Source organism: Clostridium sp. UBA5119 (assembly GCF_002414285.1).
Taxonomy (GTDB): Bacteria; Bacillota; Clostridia; order Clostridiales; family Clostridiaceae; genus Clostridium_J; species Clostridium_J sulfidigenes.
Genome location: NZ_DHYX01000094.1, coordinates 1 through 17,042 on the forward strand (window position 1 = coordinate 1; position 17,042 = coordinate 17,042).

Consider the following 17,042-nt stretch of genomic DNA (forward strand, 5'->3'; position numbering starts at 1 on the left):
ATATCTATAAGGATTCTTTTCTCCTAAGGCTTTATCTCCTGTTATAGATATTAATTTACCCCAAGTATCGTAGGTATAAGAAACAACTTGTTTTCCAATAGAGTTTATTATTCCTATAATATCACTTTGAGCATTCCTAATGTAGAAATATTCTTCAGTATCATTTAGCACGAAGCCTACAAGACCACTATCTCCATAGTTATAAAAAATTTTATCTGATGGTTAATATCCCTAAGTTTCATTAAGGTCTACTACGTCCTTAGATAACGATTTCTAACCTCCTGTGAGAGAAAAAAACTCTCCAATAAGCTAAGAACTCTGTTAATCTACTGTACTTCCATTAGTTATTTCTTCATGAACTACCTTATTTCCTTCTAGGGTGTATTTAAGTGACTCTCTAAATCTCTTATTTAACTAGTGAAACTTACTCATTTGAATGCATATGAAAAGGAGTTTCCACATTGATTTACTGTTTTCTCTGTTCTTATTCCATCACTATTATAGTTATAACTAATGTTTTTACTAACAATAAAAATGACAACAACCTATTTAATAAATTGTTGTCATTTTTATAAATTGTTGTCATTCTTTATAAATAATTATCAAATTCCTTTATTCTATCATTTTCATCAGTTATATATTCTATTTCTTGAAAGTTGTTATTTTGCGCATTTAGCCTGATAATTTCAATAATCTTCATAGATTTTGAGTATATATCCACAAAAATGACATCACATATTAAAAATACAAGTTCACAGTTACTACTTAAGAACTCATTATAATTTTTTACTTGTTGAATATTAGTCTCACAAGGAAAAACTTGAAGATTGAGAGCAGTAGCATAGTATGGTGATTGAGAAATTATTTCATTAAATTTTTGCCCACTATATATATCTGAATCAAATAAAAAATCACCTTTCTCAACAAACACCTGGTCTTCAAAAATTTCCCAAACATACGTATCCTTATTTATTCCATCCGTTATTTTGTTAATAAAAAAATTATATTCATTTGGTATTTTAAATCTTAATCCTCTAATCATATTAACCTCCAAAAATCATAGTCATTCCTTTTCCTACACCTGAGCCAAGTGGAGCAATCAAGAAATCATCAGCTACTCCAATTCCAAGTGTATCATCAGCTACTATAATGGTTACTCCAATTGCACATACAACAACTAATCCAACACCACATACACCTTGAACTATATCATAAGGGTCACCTTTATGTGGTATATCGCCATCCCATTTCCAGTCATGAAAATGAGGACTTTTAAGTTCCGGATGATTGTCAGGATGTCCATAATGTGTATCCTTTTTCATTTTACCATATTCATCATATTCTCTTTCTGTTAACCCATTTGGTGTTTTTACTTTGGAATTTGGCACACCCCTCGGTGGCAAACTCTGTGAAGGTTTTTTTGCTCTTGCTTTTGACATAGCATTATATGAAGCTTTTCTCATTGCAGCTGTTTCTTCTCCTTGAGTGTATATAGGTCTAAACCCTGATGGATCTTTTGATGTAACAGGATTATTATTACAATAAGCAAATATATTATGTGATAGCAATGCTCCTACATTTCCACCAATAGCATCNNCTTCCCCACTCAGGATTATAATATCTTGATTGTAAATAGTAATATCCAGTCTCTGTATCGTATCTATAGCCTCTATATCTATACGGATTCTTTTCTCCTAAGGCTTTATCTCCTGTTATAGATCTTAATTTGCCCCAGGTGTCATTGTTACCAATAATGTAATTATAAGTAATTTACATACGTTTTTATAAAATTTCGTCAAAATTATCCCCCCAAATATTTATTACAAACTATAATTCTACAAAATTCATCTTTTTCCTTTTTATTTCCATGAACTTTCATGTATGAATTTGATACTTTCATGCACATTTTGTATATTTGAATAACTACCTAACTCTAAAATATATTTTCTTCTCAAATGATTAGTTGTATTTTATTATTAAATTGAACAATGGGTGAGAGTTTTTTACATTGTACTTTTAACTAATACAACTCATTAAATTAAATATATCCTTATTGATTTTTATTTTTATATAATATAAATTAAATATATAATTAACTTTAGGAGGTCTTATGTTTAATAATTTTATTTTATATTTAATAGTAATAAACCTAATTGGATTTTTTATAATGTTAATAGATAAAAGGAAGGCTATAAAGAGACAATGGAGAGTTAGTGAAAAAGCTCTTATCTGTATATCTATAATAGGAGGTTCCATTGGTATGTTAGCTGGTATGAGCACTTTTAGACATAAAACTAAGCATAAAAAATTCACTATTGGTATTCCTCTTATCCTTGTTATACAAATAGCTATATTAACTTATTTTAGCAGTTTATAATTATAGAAATGGCTTCATAATCCTTGAACTTTCATTGTGTTTTCACTGGTATTATATGATAAAACCCTGGAACCCGCATGAATAGAACAAATAGTTAACTAGTTATATAGTTTAATAGCTTCATAGTAACTATTTTTATAGTTCCATATAAAAATAGCTTCCTATATAAATATTTATATAGGAAGCCATTAATTCAATTTAAAATGCAATTTTATAGTTTATAGCAAGCTTCTACTTCACCTACATATAACACATGATAGTCCTCTGCTGGATAGCTTGAGCTCTTTATTGCATCAGATAAAAACTCTGGATTCATTTCTTGTTTATAAACTATTTTACATTCATAAGTCAATACATTAGATTTTTCTATTATTGGAGTATCTACAGTTTTAGCTGGAATTAGTTTTAAATTACATTCCTTAAATTTATCATAATCTCTTCCTGATTTAGTACCACAGAATTTAATTTCCTCCTTTAAGCTATCATCAAGAGGAATTGTTACAGTAAAGTTATCAGCTTTTTCTATAATAGAAAAGATATGTCTATGCTTTCTTACTAGTACTGTAAATATAGGTTTTCCCCATTGGAAGCCAACATTTCCCCAACCTATTGTCATAGTATTAACTTCATCTCCAGCCTTTACAGTTAAAAAGGCACCTTTTTCATGTAGATTCCTTATTGCTACATTTAAGTCTTCAGTAAAAATTTTAAAATCAACCATTGGAATCCTCTCCTCATTTTTATATTTTTTTCACTATTACTATTCTTTCTTATATTATACAGCTATTAAATTATAAATATAAGAATTTAGAGATATTTTTCAATTTTTCATTTTCACAATGATAATATAATAAAAGAATATCTCAAAATCATTTATATTTGAGATATTCCATTATACTTACAGAATAAATTTATTTATATAGGAGGAGGTCATTGAAGATAATAATGCTCCATAATCTACATCAAAGGAAATTATATCACCAACTTTGTAGTCAGCTTCGCTTTCCGTTACATCTAATAAAAGATGATCACTACTACCACCCAATATTATTATTTTTTCATCTCTAGGAGTTATTCCATCAATTTTTACGTCTTGTCTTCCCATTGAAATTATAGCTCTTTTTATTGTTCCTCTATCCTTAAAGGTTGGAACCTCTCCAAAGGCATCCATGCCAATATTTCCTATTGGTACTGATGGTTTATCCTTAATTTCTATAATTTCACCTTTTAAAGTAAACACATCTTTAAACATTCCTGGAATATCTCTTCCATAAGCGGTTTCTCTTCCTAAAACCACTGATTCCCCAAGTCTTAAATTATTAATTCCTTCTGGAATAGTTTTATTCATCACCATATATAAACTACTAGAATTTCCTCCTGATACTATAGGTATATTAATATTTAATTCTTCTTCTATGGTGTTTTTTATTTTAAGTAAACTTCCTAAATTTACTTCATCAGGTATTACTCCTCCATAGCAAGTTAAATTTGTTCCTATCCCCATAAGCTTTATATTTGGCAATTTAATAATTTCCCTGGACATTTCTAGTGCATCTTTCTCTAAAACACCTTCCCTTAAATCGCCTAAATCCACCATTAAAATTATTTTATGAGTTTTCTTAGCTCTTATAGCTTCCTTTGATAATGCCTTAATTGTATCTATCTCTGAATTAAGGGAAATATCACTATACATGATTACTTCTCTTACTTCACTAAGAGCTGGAATTCTAAGAAGTAGCTTTTCACAATTTAAACTTGCTATCTTTTTTAAATTAGCCACTCTTGAATCTCCTATGGTTTTTACCCCTGCATCTAAAACACCTTTAACTATATCAGGGTGTGAACAAAATACTTTAGTTACTACAGCTACATCTATCATCTTTCCATTACACATATTTAATAAAAATTTAGTATTGTAAGTCAATTTTTTCAAATCAATATCAATCCTAGGATATCTATCCTTTTCTTCTTCTTTCCATAACTCTTGCTCAAGGGCAGTATTATAAGTTAAATTTTCTTGATTTAATTCTACTTCTGAATAACATTTTTCCATTCTCTAACTCTCCTCCTTTACAGAAACTAAAAATCTAATTTGTTATTATAAATTTAAACTAGCTTTAAGCAATTCTATTGCAGCTTCTTTATTTTCTCTACTTAAAACTCCAGCACAGGCCATGATATACATATTATCTAGGAGTACCTTTGCCTCTTTTGTGGGACGCATGGTAATGTCTCCCTTAACATCCTTTATACTCTCTAGCATTTCCTTGCCTTTACCTAACCTAGTTAGAGCACCCCCTGTACCTATGATATATTTAACCATTGATAAATCCTTTCCATAGGCACTAAACTTTCTTCCTGAATTGTATACTCTTTTAATTTGCCCTACATGTCTATCTATGGCAGTGTTTACAGCTTTTTGAGCAAGGACCCTACTCCAATATTTCTCTTCTTCTGTAGTTGGAATAGGCTTAATGAAATTCCTTATACTATCTTTAGTTCTTCCTTCTAATTCGTATGCTTGTAAAAGCTCTAATACATTTTCTCTATTTATATATACCCCTAAATCACCTTCTACGGTACGCTTTGCTTTTGGTTCTGGAGTCACTAATATATCTAAAATTTCCACACTACCTTCTGTTACCGAGTGAACATCTGTAGTAGCTCCTCCAACATCCACCACTATTACATCACCGATTATTTCATAGAGTAACTTTGTAGCTTCCATTACAGCTCCGGGGGTTGGCATTATAGCTCCATCCACCATTTCCTTAATTTTATCCATACCACCTGCTTTAACAATATTTACTTCAAAAGCACCTTGAATTATTCCTCTAGCGGGCTCCACATTTAATTCATCTACCCTAGGATATACATTATCTATTACATAAAGCTCTCTACCTTCAAATATCTCTTTTATTTCCTCTTGGTTAGCTATATTACCACAATAAACCACAGGGATATTCAGCTCAGCATCTCTTATAATCTCAGCATTATCTAAGGCAGTTTCCCTCTCTCCATAGTCTGTACCACCTGCAATCATTATAAGATTAGGATTTATTTCTTTTATTTTTTTAATATCCGTTCTTCTAAGCCTACCTGCTGTTACCATTTTTATAATTCCGCCTGCACCTAGGGCTGCTTCCTTTGCAGCTTTAACTGTCATATCTTGTACTAATCCATGAACAGTTATTTTTAAGCCTCCTGCGGCGCTACTAGTACCTATCATCCTGTCATATTCAATGGATTCTTCTAGCTGTTCCTCCATTTCATTAATTGCATTTCTAAGTCCAATCGTTACATCACCTTGTAAAACAGAAGTAAAGGCCTTACCTTGTCCTACAACCTCAACTCCTTTTTTAAAATTAAAGGCTGTTACTACAGTGGTTGTACTTCCGATTTCCGCTATTAAATATTCAACTCTCATAGCTTCCCTCCTAGTTTAAAGGGGATACCTCAAAATTTTACTAAGCATTAATCTATCCTTAAGGTAAACTTAGTTTAATTATTTGAGACACCCCCAGTACTTTATATAAATATCATATATTTTTTATTATTTAATCTAGTTATCTAATAATAAATCTTCAAATTATTATTGTTCTTTTTTAATTAAGGTTTCAATGATAAAGGAAGCAACATTATTTCCATGAGTTCCTCTACCAAAGCCAGCATCCATACCATGAGCTACAGCAATTTCATTAGTTACTTGAGTTCCTCCACAAGCTATTATGAATTTGTCTCTCACACCTTTTTCTATGCATAGATTATGAATCTTTTGCATGTTCTTTGTGTGTACATCATTGTGAGTGATAATAGTACTCATTATTATAGCTTGAGCCTTTGTCTCAATAGCTGCATCTATTAACTTTTCTACTGGACAAGAAGTTCCAAGATATACTACATCTATACCATATCTTTCAATACCACCATGCTTAATATCTATAATTTCTCTTAGACCAACAGAGTGTTCATCTTCTCCAACAGTAGCAGCTACCACTCTAATAGGATTATTCTTAACGTAATCTCTCATTACATCATCTGGTAAAAGCTCTTGCTTTTCTGGAATCTTAAGTTCATCTTTTTTAATTGCAAAGCTTACTCTACCTTTGATTTCTACTAAAGTACCTTCTGCATCTTGCATAACTTGTTTATGAATAACCTCTACATCAGTTAAATTCATTCTTCTTCCTATTTCAAGGGCTGCAGCCTCTGCTATATTTTCCTCTTCAGTAAGGAATAATGTTGTAGATACATAGCCATCATTCTTCCACTCTACTTCTGGAATTATAGTTCCTTCCTCTTTACTATTTTTAGCCATTCTTACATTAACATTGTCTTCTTCATCAAGTTCATCTATATAAACTATTTTGCTATGATTACATAATGTACATTCATCTATTGCATCACATGGTTTGTTATATTCTTCTGGAACATTATTATATCCAAAGTGAGCACATACTGGAGCAAAGTATTCTTTATCTCTTGGAACTACTGTATCAACAGCAATACCTCCATCTATCTTTCTTACAATACCATCACTATTTCTTTCTGGATATTCTCCTGAATCTACAAAGAATCCATCTTCTACTGCTTTGAAGTATCCACCATTTTCAATCATTTCCTCTAGGAACAANNTGAACAATACTGCTCTTTCCTTAAGTTCTCTAACCTTCTCTGGAAGATATCCATCCTTTTTAAGCTCTATCATATCCATTAAGCCATCCATACCAATTAAAGCTTGCTTAGCCGTATTTACAGCATGGATATTATTATAATGCCAAGGTACATTTCTTCCTTCATCAGGAGTAATTGTACTTTGAATATCTGCTGAAGTAAGTTCAGATATTAACAAGTTTAATGAATGGGTTACTGTAGCTTCTCTAGTACAAGATGCCATGTATTTTGTGTTCATCTGTGCTCTCATTTTATAGTTTTTAAATAAGTCTCTAAGTGCTACAGCATAAGGTAAATCATATCTTAAACATGGGGCTGGTGGTGCTGTTGGTGGTACTGTAGATAGTGATATATTGCTTTGTTTCATACCAACCTTCTCAGAGAATTTTGAATTTATAGCATGTTGAACCATAAGTTCAGGCATTACCTTATAACCCTTCATTGCAGTTGCGTTTGCATTATGTGCTCCATCTATTTGTAAAATATCAGCCCATGCCATTATATGTTTTGCTACTGCTGCATCAACGAAGGATCTAACCATATTTATGTTTCTGTAAAGTACATTATATTGAGGATCCTGATGAGCTCCATTTATTCCTTCCTCTGCAAACATTACAGCAATATCTGGACCTGCAACCCCTGATACATAGGAGTGGAAATTTATTGGTCTTCCTACTTCTTCCTCAATCATATCAAGAGCTTTTCTTGTAGCTCTAACTTCTTTCCTAGTTATTGGAACTCCTCCAGTTCCTTCTGGACTTCCTTCAATTAAGCTATCATAGTGACTTTGTCCTGATGTTCTTATAACCATTATATGATCTGCACCATGCCAAGCTGCCATTCTCATTCTTCTAATATCATCTTCAAATCTTCCTGAAGCTATTTCTGAAGTTATTACAGCTTTTGGTTGAGGGTCTATATTAGCAAAGCTGGTTGCTGATGGAAGTGCTTTACTATTTTTTAGGGGTTTTGATATTTCCTTATATTCAAACTCTCCCATTGGCTCTTTATATTCTTCTCTCCAATGCCAACCTCTTCTTTTAGGTTCATACTTATCTAAGTCCTTAAGTATTTCTGCTACATCTATTTTCTTATTTATATCTAGCATTATTTATCCCCCCCAAACAAATTAGTTACTTCATTCCAGCCTTTTCCTTCTCCAAGTTCTCTACCAGCTTCTAAATATGGCACACTCTTTAATTTTGCATATTTTAAAACTACATTTCCCATACCTTTTCCAAGAAGTCCTGCTTTTAATCCTTCTTGAACTATAGCTTGAGATTCTATACTTGAGAAGCCCATTCTAAGAAGTACTGACCTTTCTATAGAGGATGAGGTATTTCCATATGCTAAATCCACCATTGGATTTACTATTTCTTCTGTCAATTTCCAAAACCTTTCATATAATTCTTCATCACTTAAACTTTCTAAATGTTTTCTTCTTATTTCAAAATCGTCTTCTCTTTTCACTACTTCTCTCCCCCTAATGGTTTTTTATTATTTCACACATTATTTATCTTTACCCTATTTACTTATTAACCCTATTTCACATTAATCCCAAACTCTTTAAGAATATCTATTGCTGTTTCTTTTCTAAGTTTTGTTTCCTCACATAAGAAATCTAAATCTACCTGTCCAATTTCTTTTTCCTTTAAAAACTTTACTGTGTTTTTAATTAATGATTTTCTGTAATCATCTAGCTCTTTATTATCTATTTGTAAATAAGATGGATCCTCCGGAAGTATAATATTTTCTCCTGGAACTTCATCCATTGGATTACCTCTAATCACTTTAATTCCATTTTCCTTTGCAAAGGTTAATTGTGGAACTATATGCTTTCCAGCACCAGTATACTCGGTCTCCTGAACTACTAAAATTGCATCATCCTCCATCTCTTGAGCTATTACAAAGGCTGCTGCTAAAGAAGTATTTCCAGCTGGTCCTCTTTCAAGTCCTTCAAGCTGTGCTAAAAGCTCAGTCATGTAGAACACTTCCCCTTGTGGCAAGGTTACATATCTATCTAAATATCTAAGAGGTCTTGCAGCACTTCTTGGAACATCACTTCTATCTGGCCATACCATGAATGGAATACCAAATCCAGTATGTCCAGTAGTGAAGGATTTTCTATTAAAGGCTTTATCACTTGCCATATGAAGGCCTTGTAAATTTACAGAAGCTCCAATAACTTTTGTATTATTTGCTCCTGCTTTTATAAGCCCTCTTGCAGTACCAGTAACATTTCCACCACCTGCATGGGTAATTACTACTGCTTCTGGATCCTTTCCAAATCTCTCTCTACATTCTGTAGCTATCTCATAACCTAAAGTTTCAACTCCAGCTATTCCATAAGCAGAATATAAGGATGCATTATAAAAACCAGTTTCTTCTAAAGTCTCTAGATAGGTGTAGAATAATTCTGGTCCTACTGTTAATTGTAGAACTTCAGCTCCTAACCATTCACATTTTCTGCCCTTCTCTATAATCTCTGGTTGTCCTACCTTTTTAGAATCATAACATTCTTGGACTATGGTGCATTTTAATCCCTTCATAGCTGCTTGGGATGCTACTGCTGCTCCATAGTTTCCAGAAGTAGCTGATGCTACACCCTTATAGCCTCTTTCCTTAGCATCATACACAGATACAGATGCTCTTCTATCTTTAAAACTTCCAGATGGATTACAGCTTTCATCCTTAACAAATATCCTAGCCGCTTTTCCAGTCTTAGATACCTTTCTTGCCAAGGCAGTAATATTTCTTAATTCTAATAGTGGTGTATTTCCAACGCCTACCTCTCGTTGAATTTTCATAATATCACTTAGGGAATATCCTATATCTCTCATCATTGCTTCATAATCAAAAGCTATGCTTCCCTTTTCATATTTGTCAAAATCCATTCCTACAGACTTAATCATAATTTGATTTTTTCTGCTCATAACCTCTTCATACTTATTCATATCAATCACCTACTTTCTGTATAACTATTTATTGAAAATCATTTCCTTAGCTTGCTTTCCAATATAGGCTATTTCACTTACATAGCTACCAAAATTATGAGAATATGAAGGTTCTACCACCTTAGCTATACCTCTCATAGTTCTTCCAATGGTTGTAGTGATTTCAACTTCATCACCCAGCTCACAATCTGAATTTACGAAACCCCTAACCCACATTTTAAGTGGAGTTTCCTTTGTATCTTCTGGAATTGCTGGTGATCTATCCTCACATTGTAATACCACTGTTTCTATTTCAATAAATGTGTCCTTCTTAATCAACACCTTCACCTCCGAAGTAAATATATATAACTAAATAAAGTTTATCTATCTATGAAATTTCTAAAGTCTCCCATTATAGCCCTTGGTACTGGTAAATCTATCATAGTTTTCAATCCTGGATTTGCATTAATTACATGTGGAATCATATTAACACACATAGCAATTGTTCCAAGTCCACCGTCAACCTCTGGCTTAATTGACATATTAACTTCTGGTACACCCTTTATTGTAATGTAATCTCCAGTAAATGTACCTTCCATCTCAGGTTCTATTTGTTGTGGATGAATCATATCTATTTTTACTTCTCCATCAACATATCCTTGACCTGTCATATTAACACCTGCAACATCTCCAGCAGCTGCAAAGCCATAAGGTGACTTTCTATCTACAGTAGTTACTATTGGAGCCATTTGTTGTTCAAACTTATCCACTTTCCAGCCCATAGAATCAGCTATCATATTTACAGATTCTATAAATCCAACATGTCCTGCTAAACTTCCATCCTTAACTCCTGCATTAAAATCTTCAACCTTCATCCCAACTCCTTGTTCTTCCATAACAGCTGGTCCAAATGGTGATAAACTATTTACTCTCTTTGCTTCAACATGAGTTACTTCAGTCATACAACCTGTTAAACATACAACAAGTAAATCCATGATTAATCCTGGATTTATACCTGTTCCAAGAATTGTAACTCCATTTTCTTTTGCAATTCTATTTAACTCTGCAGCTAATTCAGGATTTTTAGCTTGAGGATAAGACATTTCTTCTGCTGTAGAAATAACATTTATTTTCTTTTCAAGTACAGATTTCAACTTTGGAAAAGCATTTTTTGTGAAAGAATCTGTTGCACATAAACAAATATCACAGCATTTTTCTGTTAACACTTCATCTACGTTATCTTTTATTATTACATCTTCCCTATCTCCTCTTTCTACTCCCAAAACTTGAAAAATACTTTTTCCAGCTCTAGCAGGGTGCATATCACAAACCCCTACTATGTCTACACCTTTTTTAGTTAATAGCATTTTTGCCATTCCACTTCCCATAGCTCCAAAGCCCCAAATTGCTACCTTAACATTTTCCATTGTAAAATCCCCCTCGTGATTAAATTATTTTTATAAATTCTATATTTTACTAGAGCAATTCCCATGCCAAAGAAAATATAGAATTTAGAGATTTTCATAACTTTAAATAGGTTAAATGTATATAATTTCATCACCTTTTAAAATTTACCGCAAAATTTTTTTCTATATCTACTTATGTTCTATCCACTTAAAAAGCGTATGCAAAATTATTTGCATACGCTTTGCCTAATTTTAGGCATATATGTTTCTAAATGTTTTTAATATTTAATTTATTCTTTTTATTAACACATTGTTTATATTTTTCATATTCTAATTCCCTAAAAAGTGAATAACTAAAGTAATTTATGCTTTTTAAGTTTGTATTGAAGGTTTTGTCTTGATATTTTTAATTCCTCTGAAGTTTTTGTTATGTTTTTATTGTTCTTTTTGTAGCTTTTTTCTATTATATTTTTTTCAAGACTATCTATATATTCATTTAAAGGGATATCTCCTTTAAATCCCTCTTTTGCAGTTGCTTCTACTACAGAATTAATCTTATTACCAAAGCACTCCTTTGTTAATATTTCTCCATCTTCAACCATATTCATAGCACTTTCTATATTATTCTTAAGTTCTCTTACATTTCCAGGCCAACTATAGTTTAAAAATCCCTCCATAATATCTTCACTAATTCCTTTTACATTTCTATATAAAATACCATTATAATAGTTTATAAAAAAATCACATAACTGGTTTATATCTTCTTTACGTTCTCTAAGTGGTGGTATCATTACTTTAATTACACTCAATCTATAATAAAAATCTTTTCTAAGCTTTCCCTCTCTTATAAGTTTGTCTGCTTCCTCATTTATTGTTGCTATAATCCTTACATCTACATCAATAATCTTATTACTTCCTAGTGGTCTTATATATCCATCTTGAAGTACTCTTAATAATTTTGATTGTAAATATGGATCCATAGAATTTATTTCATCAAGTAGAATAGTTCCTCTATGAGCTTCTTCAAAAAGCCCTTTTTTATTTTCTGCTCCTGTAAAACTACCTTTAACTGTTCCAAAGAGCATTCCCTCTAACAGTGCACTTGGTATAGCTGCACAGTTAATAGCTATAAATGGCTTGTCTCTTCTTATTCCTTCATAATGTATACCTTGTGCAAATAGTTCCTTACCACATCCAGTTTCTCCATATATAAGTACTGAAGAATTAGATATACTAGCTCTTTTACTTTTTAATATCTCTTCATTTAGTACCTTACTACTTCCTATAATATCATTAAAGGTATAATAATTTTTCTTTGATTTACTTTTATTTTCTAATTGACATATAGTTTCATTTAATTTCTTTATTTGTGTCATATCTCTAGCTATCTCAATTACTGCTTCAACTTTTCCATCTACCATTACTGGAATAGTAGAGTTTACACTTGTTATTATCTTTCCTGCTCCATTACTATAGTTTTGTATAGTATCCCTATAGGTGTGTCCACTTTTTAAACTTCCTAATATAGTTGAATGTTCTATATCCCTAAGATACTCTTGAATTTCCTTTCCCATAACCTCTTCACTTTTCATACCTTCTATGTTTTCCATGGCATGATTATAATAGATGGTCTTCCCCTTACTATCGACTATGTGAATTCCTTCTTTTAAGTTACTAATTAGACTTTCTAATAATATATTTACATTATCCATAAAATCCCCCTTAGCTATCTCTATAATTGACCCTAAACTTGAAAACAATATCATATTGAAAGTTTTCCTTGATTATTGTAACCTTATAATATTTGCCTATATAATAAATTTAACACAATATTGTAATATAATAAATTTATTATTCTAACAATTATACATTATCTTGTTTTTTGTTCTATAATATCTTTGATGAATGTTAATAATAAGATATTGTATATGTTTTAGTTAAGGCATCTTCAAAAAATAAATAAGCCAGAACCCTCGTCTATTTTGTGTTATCCTGTGTCAACAGAACCCTTAGATAGTGCTACTATCTGCGGAACCTGTTTCCTTGTCTAACTCAAAATATACTTCTCATCTTTGACTTATTATTTATTTTCAGATGCCTAATATAACAAAAGGAGTACCATTATGATTACTGATAATATAGTAAACTTGGCTGCAGAGGCCGGAAAAATAATGCTTGAAAATGGTGGTGAAACCTACAGAGTTGAGCAAACAATAAATATGATATGTAAGTCTTATAGCATAGATAATGCGGAAAGCTTTGTATCTCCTACAGCAATAATCACTTCAACTATGGATGAAAACGGTAGGAATAGTACCATAATTAAGAGAATTACTTCTAGAGCAACAGATTTAGAAAAGGTAGCCTTAATTAATAATTTATCTCGACAAATACAAAGTCATCCTTTAACTTTAGATGAACTTAGAAAAGAATTGAAATATATACGTAGCTTTCCAAAGTATTCTAATAGTATAAAAACCTTTTTTGCTGGAGTAACTACTGGTACATTTACCCTGCTTTTTGGTGGCAGCCTTAGTGACTTCATTATAGCTTTTGGCGCAGGAGTTTTGATTAATTTATTATCTTCCATGTTATCTCGTTTAAGTGTTAATGAATTTTTCATTAATGTGGCAGGTGGTGCTTTAGCAGCTATAATTGGTCTTTTCTTTTCTTACATAAATCCTATATTTCATAAAGATGAGATAATTATTGGTTCAATTATGTTACTTGTTCCAGGCTTAGTTATTACTAACGCTATTCGTGATACTATATCTGGAGATTTACTTTCAGGTCTTTCAAGAACTCTGGAAGCTATTATGATAGCTGGAGCCATTGCTATTGGAGCTGCATTTAGTTTTAAAATATGGATGTCTATTCTAGGAGGGATGTAAAATGTTTTTTCAAGTTATATATGCATTTATTGTTTCCTTAGGTTTTGGAGTTCTCTTTAATGTAAGGGATAAAAACTTGTTCTTTGCAGCCCTTGGTGGTGCCGTTGGATGGTTTTTTTACAGCCTTACTCTGAACTTATCTGACTCTAACATCTTAGCTATGCTTATAGCATCTATAAGCATCAGTATATATGCTGAAATTTTCTCTAGAGTTTTAAAAAATCCTGTAACATTATTTTTAGTTTGTTCTCTTATTCCCTTAGTTCCTGGAAGTGGAATGTATTATACAGTTTTTGAAGCAGTTGAAGGTAATGTATTTGGTTCCTTAAATAATGGAATCGAAACTCTTTCTTTAGCAGGAGTTATAGCTGTTGGAATTATTTTAGTATCTACTTTGAGTAGATTGATGCAAAAATTAAAAATCAGAAGAGCTCAACGTAAACTAGGAAATGTTGAGGAATAATATTTCATAATAGTGCATCTTATAAATTTATTATAAGATGTACTATATTTTATCCCATGGCTAACTTTAATAGAAGCTAAGAACTCTATGTATATAAAGTCTATCTAAAAAGGAGTAAATACAAAGTATTTACTCCTTAATATTAAAACTATTGATACCCACCGTGCCGTATTAATGATGTATTTGAACCCTGTCTACCAGGGGTGGAATCGCCTCACTACTTCTGGTACCAACTATAAAATAGCCAGTCAACACTCCATAATGAGAACATCAGCCACAATGTTTAAATGTTGGCTCAATATAAACCATTTTCACGCACACAGCAGAATATTCTTTAGTATTATTATATAGCAATTGTAATTAAATTGCAATTGTAAAATAAATATTAATCACTGAGTATCAATAGTTTTATAAAGTTATTATGTCCATATAACTTATTATTATTCTCTATAATAATAAAATCCTCTATTAAATTATTTTTCTACTTTACTTACTTCTATTCCTAAGTCAATCAATTGCTTTTTATCAACTACATTAGGTGCTTCACTCATTGGGCAATAAGCATTTTGATTTTTAGGGAAGGTAATAACATCTTTTATGTTATCAGTTCCTGCAAGGAACATAACCATTCTATCTAAACCATATGCAAGTCCGCCATGTGGTGGTGGTCCATATTTGAATGCCTCTAGTAAGAATCCAAATCTTTCCCACGCACTTTCATCAGTAAAGCCTAGAAGATTAAATATTCTTTGTTGAAGGTTTGTATCATGAATTCTTATACTTCCTCCACCAAGTTCTTCTCCATTTAATACTATATCATAAGCCTTAGCACGAGCTCTTCCTGGATCTGTTTCTAGAAGTTCTAAATCTTCATCCATAGGTGCTGTGAATGGATGGTGAAGAGCTACGAATCTCTTCTCTTCTTCGTCATATTCAAACATTGGGAATTCAGTAATCCATACAAAGTTAAATTCTTTGTTTCCTTCTAAGATTCCAAGTTCCTTAGCAAGTTCTAATCTTAAAGCTCCAAGAGATTGAAGTACTACACTATCAACATCTGCAACTATTAAAACTAAATCTCCTACTTCTGCTCCAGCAGCACTTAGTAATTTAGCCATATCTTCTTCTGAGAAGAATTTAGCTATTGGAGATTTTATTTCTCCTTCTTTATAAGCTATCCAAGCAAGACCTTTTGCTTTATAAGTTTTAACAAACTCACCTAGTTTGTCAATTTTCTTTCTACCCATGTCTGCACAGTTTTTAGCTACAATAGCTCTTACTGAACCACCATTTTCAATGGCTCCTTTAAATACAGCAAAATCTGTACCTCTTACTGCTTCAGTAATATTTTGTATCTCCATACCAAATCTTAAATCTGGCTTATCACTACCATATTTATTCATAGCTTCTGCATAAGGCATTCTCTTTATTGGAAGTTGTACATCTACATCTATAACTTCTTTAAATACTCTTTTTAGAAGACCTTCATTTAAGGCTATAATATCATCCATTTCAACAAAGCTCATCTCTAAATCTATTTGTGTAAATTCTGGTTGTCTATTAGCTCTTAAGTCTTCATCTCTAAAACATTTAACTATTTGAAAATATTTATCATATCCAGAAACCATTAATAATTGCTTAAATATTTGTGGAGATTGAGGTAATGCATAAAACATTCCTGGATAATTTCTACTAGGAACTAAGTAATCTCTAGCTCCTTCTGGAGTACTCTTAGTAAGCATTGGTGTTTCCATTTCTAAGAATCCATTTTCATCTAGATAATCTCTTACTACTTTTCCAGCTTTATGTCTAATCATTAATGTTTTTTGCATATCTGGTCTTCTAAGATCTAAATATCTATATTTTAATCTTATATTTTCACTAGCATCTAAGTTTTCTTTAATATATATAGGTGGAGTTTCTGATTCTGAAAGTATTTTAATATTTTCTCCTTTAAGCTCTACCATTCCTGTTGGTAAATTTTTATTAGGAGATTCTCTTTTTATAACCTCTCCAGTAACAGCTATGCAGTACTCAGATTTAACTAAATCAGCTTTTTCAAAGGCTTCTTTATTTATTTCTTCACCAAATACAACTTGTAACAATCCAGTTCTGTCTCTTAAATCAACAAAAACTAAACTTCCTAAATTTCTTTTTCTTTGGACCCAACCCATAACAGTGATTTTTTCAGAGATATTTGATTCTCTTACTTCACCACACATAATGGTTCTTTTAAGTCCATTAAGTGATTCTCCCATTTAAATTCCTCCTATTTAATTATTAAGTCTAAAATATATT

The 17,042-nt window shown here is 31.6% G+C and carries 16 protein-coding genes and 1 other RNA gene; 3 read left to right on the forward strand and 14 right to left on the reverse strand.

Translation table 11 applies throughout. From position 1 onward, the window contains the following. Window positions 1-589: 589 nt before the first annotated feature. From B2671_RS14240 to B2671_RS14250, 3 genes are read right to left on the reverse strand one after another with little or no spacing between them, the layout of a single operon-like run. Window positions 590-1,042, reverse strand: a complete 453-nt coding sequence (locus B2671_RS14240; RefSeq protein WP_346848697.1) for a DUF2691 family protein — start codon at window positions 1,040-1,042, stop codon at window positions 590-592. 1 nt (window position 1,043) lies between these two features. Then, a complete protein-coding gene (locus tag B2671_RS14245) occupies window positions 1,044-1,568 on the reverse strand; it encodes a hypothetical protein (protein ID WP_346870996.1) in 525 nt (174 codons plus the stop codon). Next, a complete protein-coding gene (locus B2671_RS14250) occupies window positions 1,555-1,770 on the reverse strand; it encodes an RHS repeat-associated core domain-containing protein (RefSeq protein ID WP_346871025.1) in 216 nt (71 codons plus the stop codon). Before B2671_RS14250 ends, B2671_RS14245 begins: the two co-directional genes overlap by 14 nt. Window positions 1,771-2,110: 340 nt before the next feature. Here B2671_RS14250 and B2671_RS14255 point away from each other — a divergent pair, with 340 nt between their 5' ends. Further along, entirely contained in the window at window positions 2,111-2,377 is a 267-nt protein-coding gene (locus B2671_RS14255) for a DUF1294 domain-containing protein (RefSeq protein ID WP_346870997.1), read from the forward strand. Window positions 2,378-2,588: 211 nt separating this feature from the next. Here B2671_RS14255 and B2671_RS14260 read toward each other — a convergent pair whose 3' ends face one another. From B2671_RS14260 to B2671_RS14300, 9 genes are all read right to left on the reverse strand, one after another. Continuing rightward, the gene (locus tag B2671_RS14260) at window positions 2,589-3,098 is read right to left on the reverse strand and encodes a flavin reductase family protein (protein WP_346870998.1); all 510 of its coding nucleotides are present in this window, start codon (window positions 3,096-3,098) and stop codon (window positions 2,589-2,591) included. 177 nt (window positions 3,099-3,275) lie between these two features. Next, window positions 3,276-4,430, reverse strand: coding sequence for an ornithine racemase Orr (gene orr / locus B2671_RS14265; RefSeq protein ID WP_346870999.1), 1,155 nt, complete (start codon window positions 4,428-4,430; stop codon window positions 3,276-3,278). A 45-nt stretch (window positions 4,431-4,475) separates the two neighbouring features. Next, complete coding sequence (locus B2671_RS14270; RefSeq protein ID WP_346871000.1) at window positions 4,476-5,804, reverse strand: GlmL-related ornithine degradation protein; 1,329 nt, start codon at window positions 5,802-5,804, stop codon at window positions 4,476-4,478. 165 nt (window positions 5,805-5,969) lie between these two features. After that, window positions 5,970-8,159: a D-ornithine 4,5-aminomutase subunit OraE gene (gene oraE / locus B2671_RS14275; RefSeq protein WP_346871001.1), complete on the reverse strand. Its 2,190-nt coding sequence runs from the start codon at window positions 8,157-8,159 to the stop codon at window positions 5,970-5,972. Continuing rightward, complete coding sequence (locus tag B2671_RS14280) at window positions 8,159-8,521, reverse strand: D-ornithine 4,5-aminomutase subunit OraS (protein WP_150843895.1); 363 nt, start codon at window positions 8,519-8,521, stop codon at window positions 8,159-8,161. The genes oraE and B2671_RS14280 overlap by 1 nt, the downstream gene beginning before the upstream one ends. Before the next feature lie 71 nt (window positions 8,522-8,592). Beyond that, window positions 8,593-10,005 carry a 2-amino-4-oxopentanoate thiolase subunit OrtB gene (gene ortB, locus B2671_RS14285; RefSeq protein WP_346871002.1) on the reverse strand — a complete coding sequence of 471 codons (1,413 nt, stop codon included), beginning with the start codon at window positions 10,003-10,005 and terminating at the stop codon, window positions 8,593-8,595. A 24-nt stretch (window positions 10,006-10,029) separates the two neighbouring features. Continuing rightward, window positions 10,030-10,326, reverse strand: a complete 297-nt coding sequence (gene ortA, locus B2671_RS14290; RefSeq protein WP_346886316.1) for a 2-amino-4-oxopentanoate thiolase subunit OrtA — start codon at window positions 10,324-10,326, stop codon at window positions 10,030-10,032. Window positions 10,327-10,364: 38 nt separating this feature from the next. After that, window positions 10,365-11,411: a 2,4-diaminopentanoate dehydrogenase gene (ord, locus tag B2671_RS14295; protein WP_346871004.1), complete on the reverse strand. Its 1,047-nt coding sequence runs from the start codon at window positions 11,409-11,411 to the stop codon at window positions 10,365-10,367. A gap of 332 nt (window positions 11,412-11,743) precedes the next feature. Next, window positions 11,744-13,102, reverse strand: a complete 1,359-nt coding sequence (locus B2671_RS14300) for a sigma-54 interaction domain-containing protein (RefSeq protein ID WP_346871005.1) — start codon at window positions 13,100-13,102, stop codon at window positions 11,744-11,746. Between the two features lie 411 nt (window positions 13,103-13,513). Here B2671_RS14300 and B2671_RS14305 point away from each other — a divergent pair, with 411 nt between their 5' ends. Next, window positions 13,514-14,281 carry a threonine/serine exporter family protein gene (locus tag B2671_RS14305; RefSeq protein WP_346871006.1) on the forward strand — a complete coding sequence of 256 codons (768 nt, stop codon included), beginning with the start codon at window positions 13,514-13,516 and terminating at the stop codon, window positions 14,279-14,281. 1 nt (window position 14,282) lies between these two features. Further along, window positions 14,283-14,744: a threonine/serine exporter family protein gene (locus tag B2671_RS14310; protein WP_346871007.1), complete on the forward strand. Its 462-nt coding sequence runs from the start codon at window positions 14,283-14,285 to the stop codon at window positions 14,742-14,744. A 152-nt stretch (window positions 14,745-14,896) separates the two neighbouring features. Here B2671_RS14310 and ssrS read toward each other — a convergent pair. Next, window positions 14,897-15,076: non-coding RNA, 6S RNA (gene ssrS / locus B2671_RS14315), on the reverse strand. 141 nt (window positions 15,077-15,217) lie between these two features. Next, window positions 15,218-17,002 (reverse strand): aspartate--tRNA ligase, encoded by a 1,785-nt coding sequence (aspS, locus tag B2671_RS14320; RefSeq protein WP_346871008.1) that lies wholly within the window; start codon window positions 17,000-17,002, stop codon window positions 15,218-15,220. Between the last annotated feature and the right edge of the window lie 40 nt (window positions 17,003-17,042).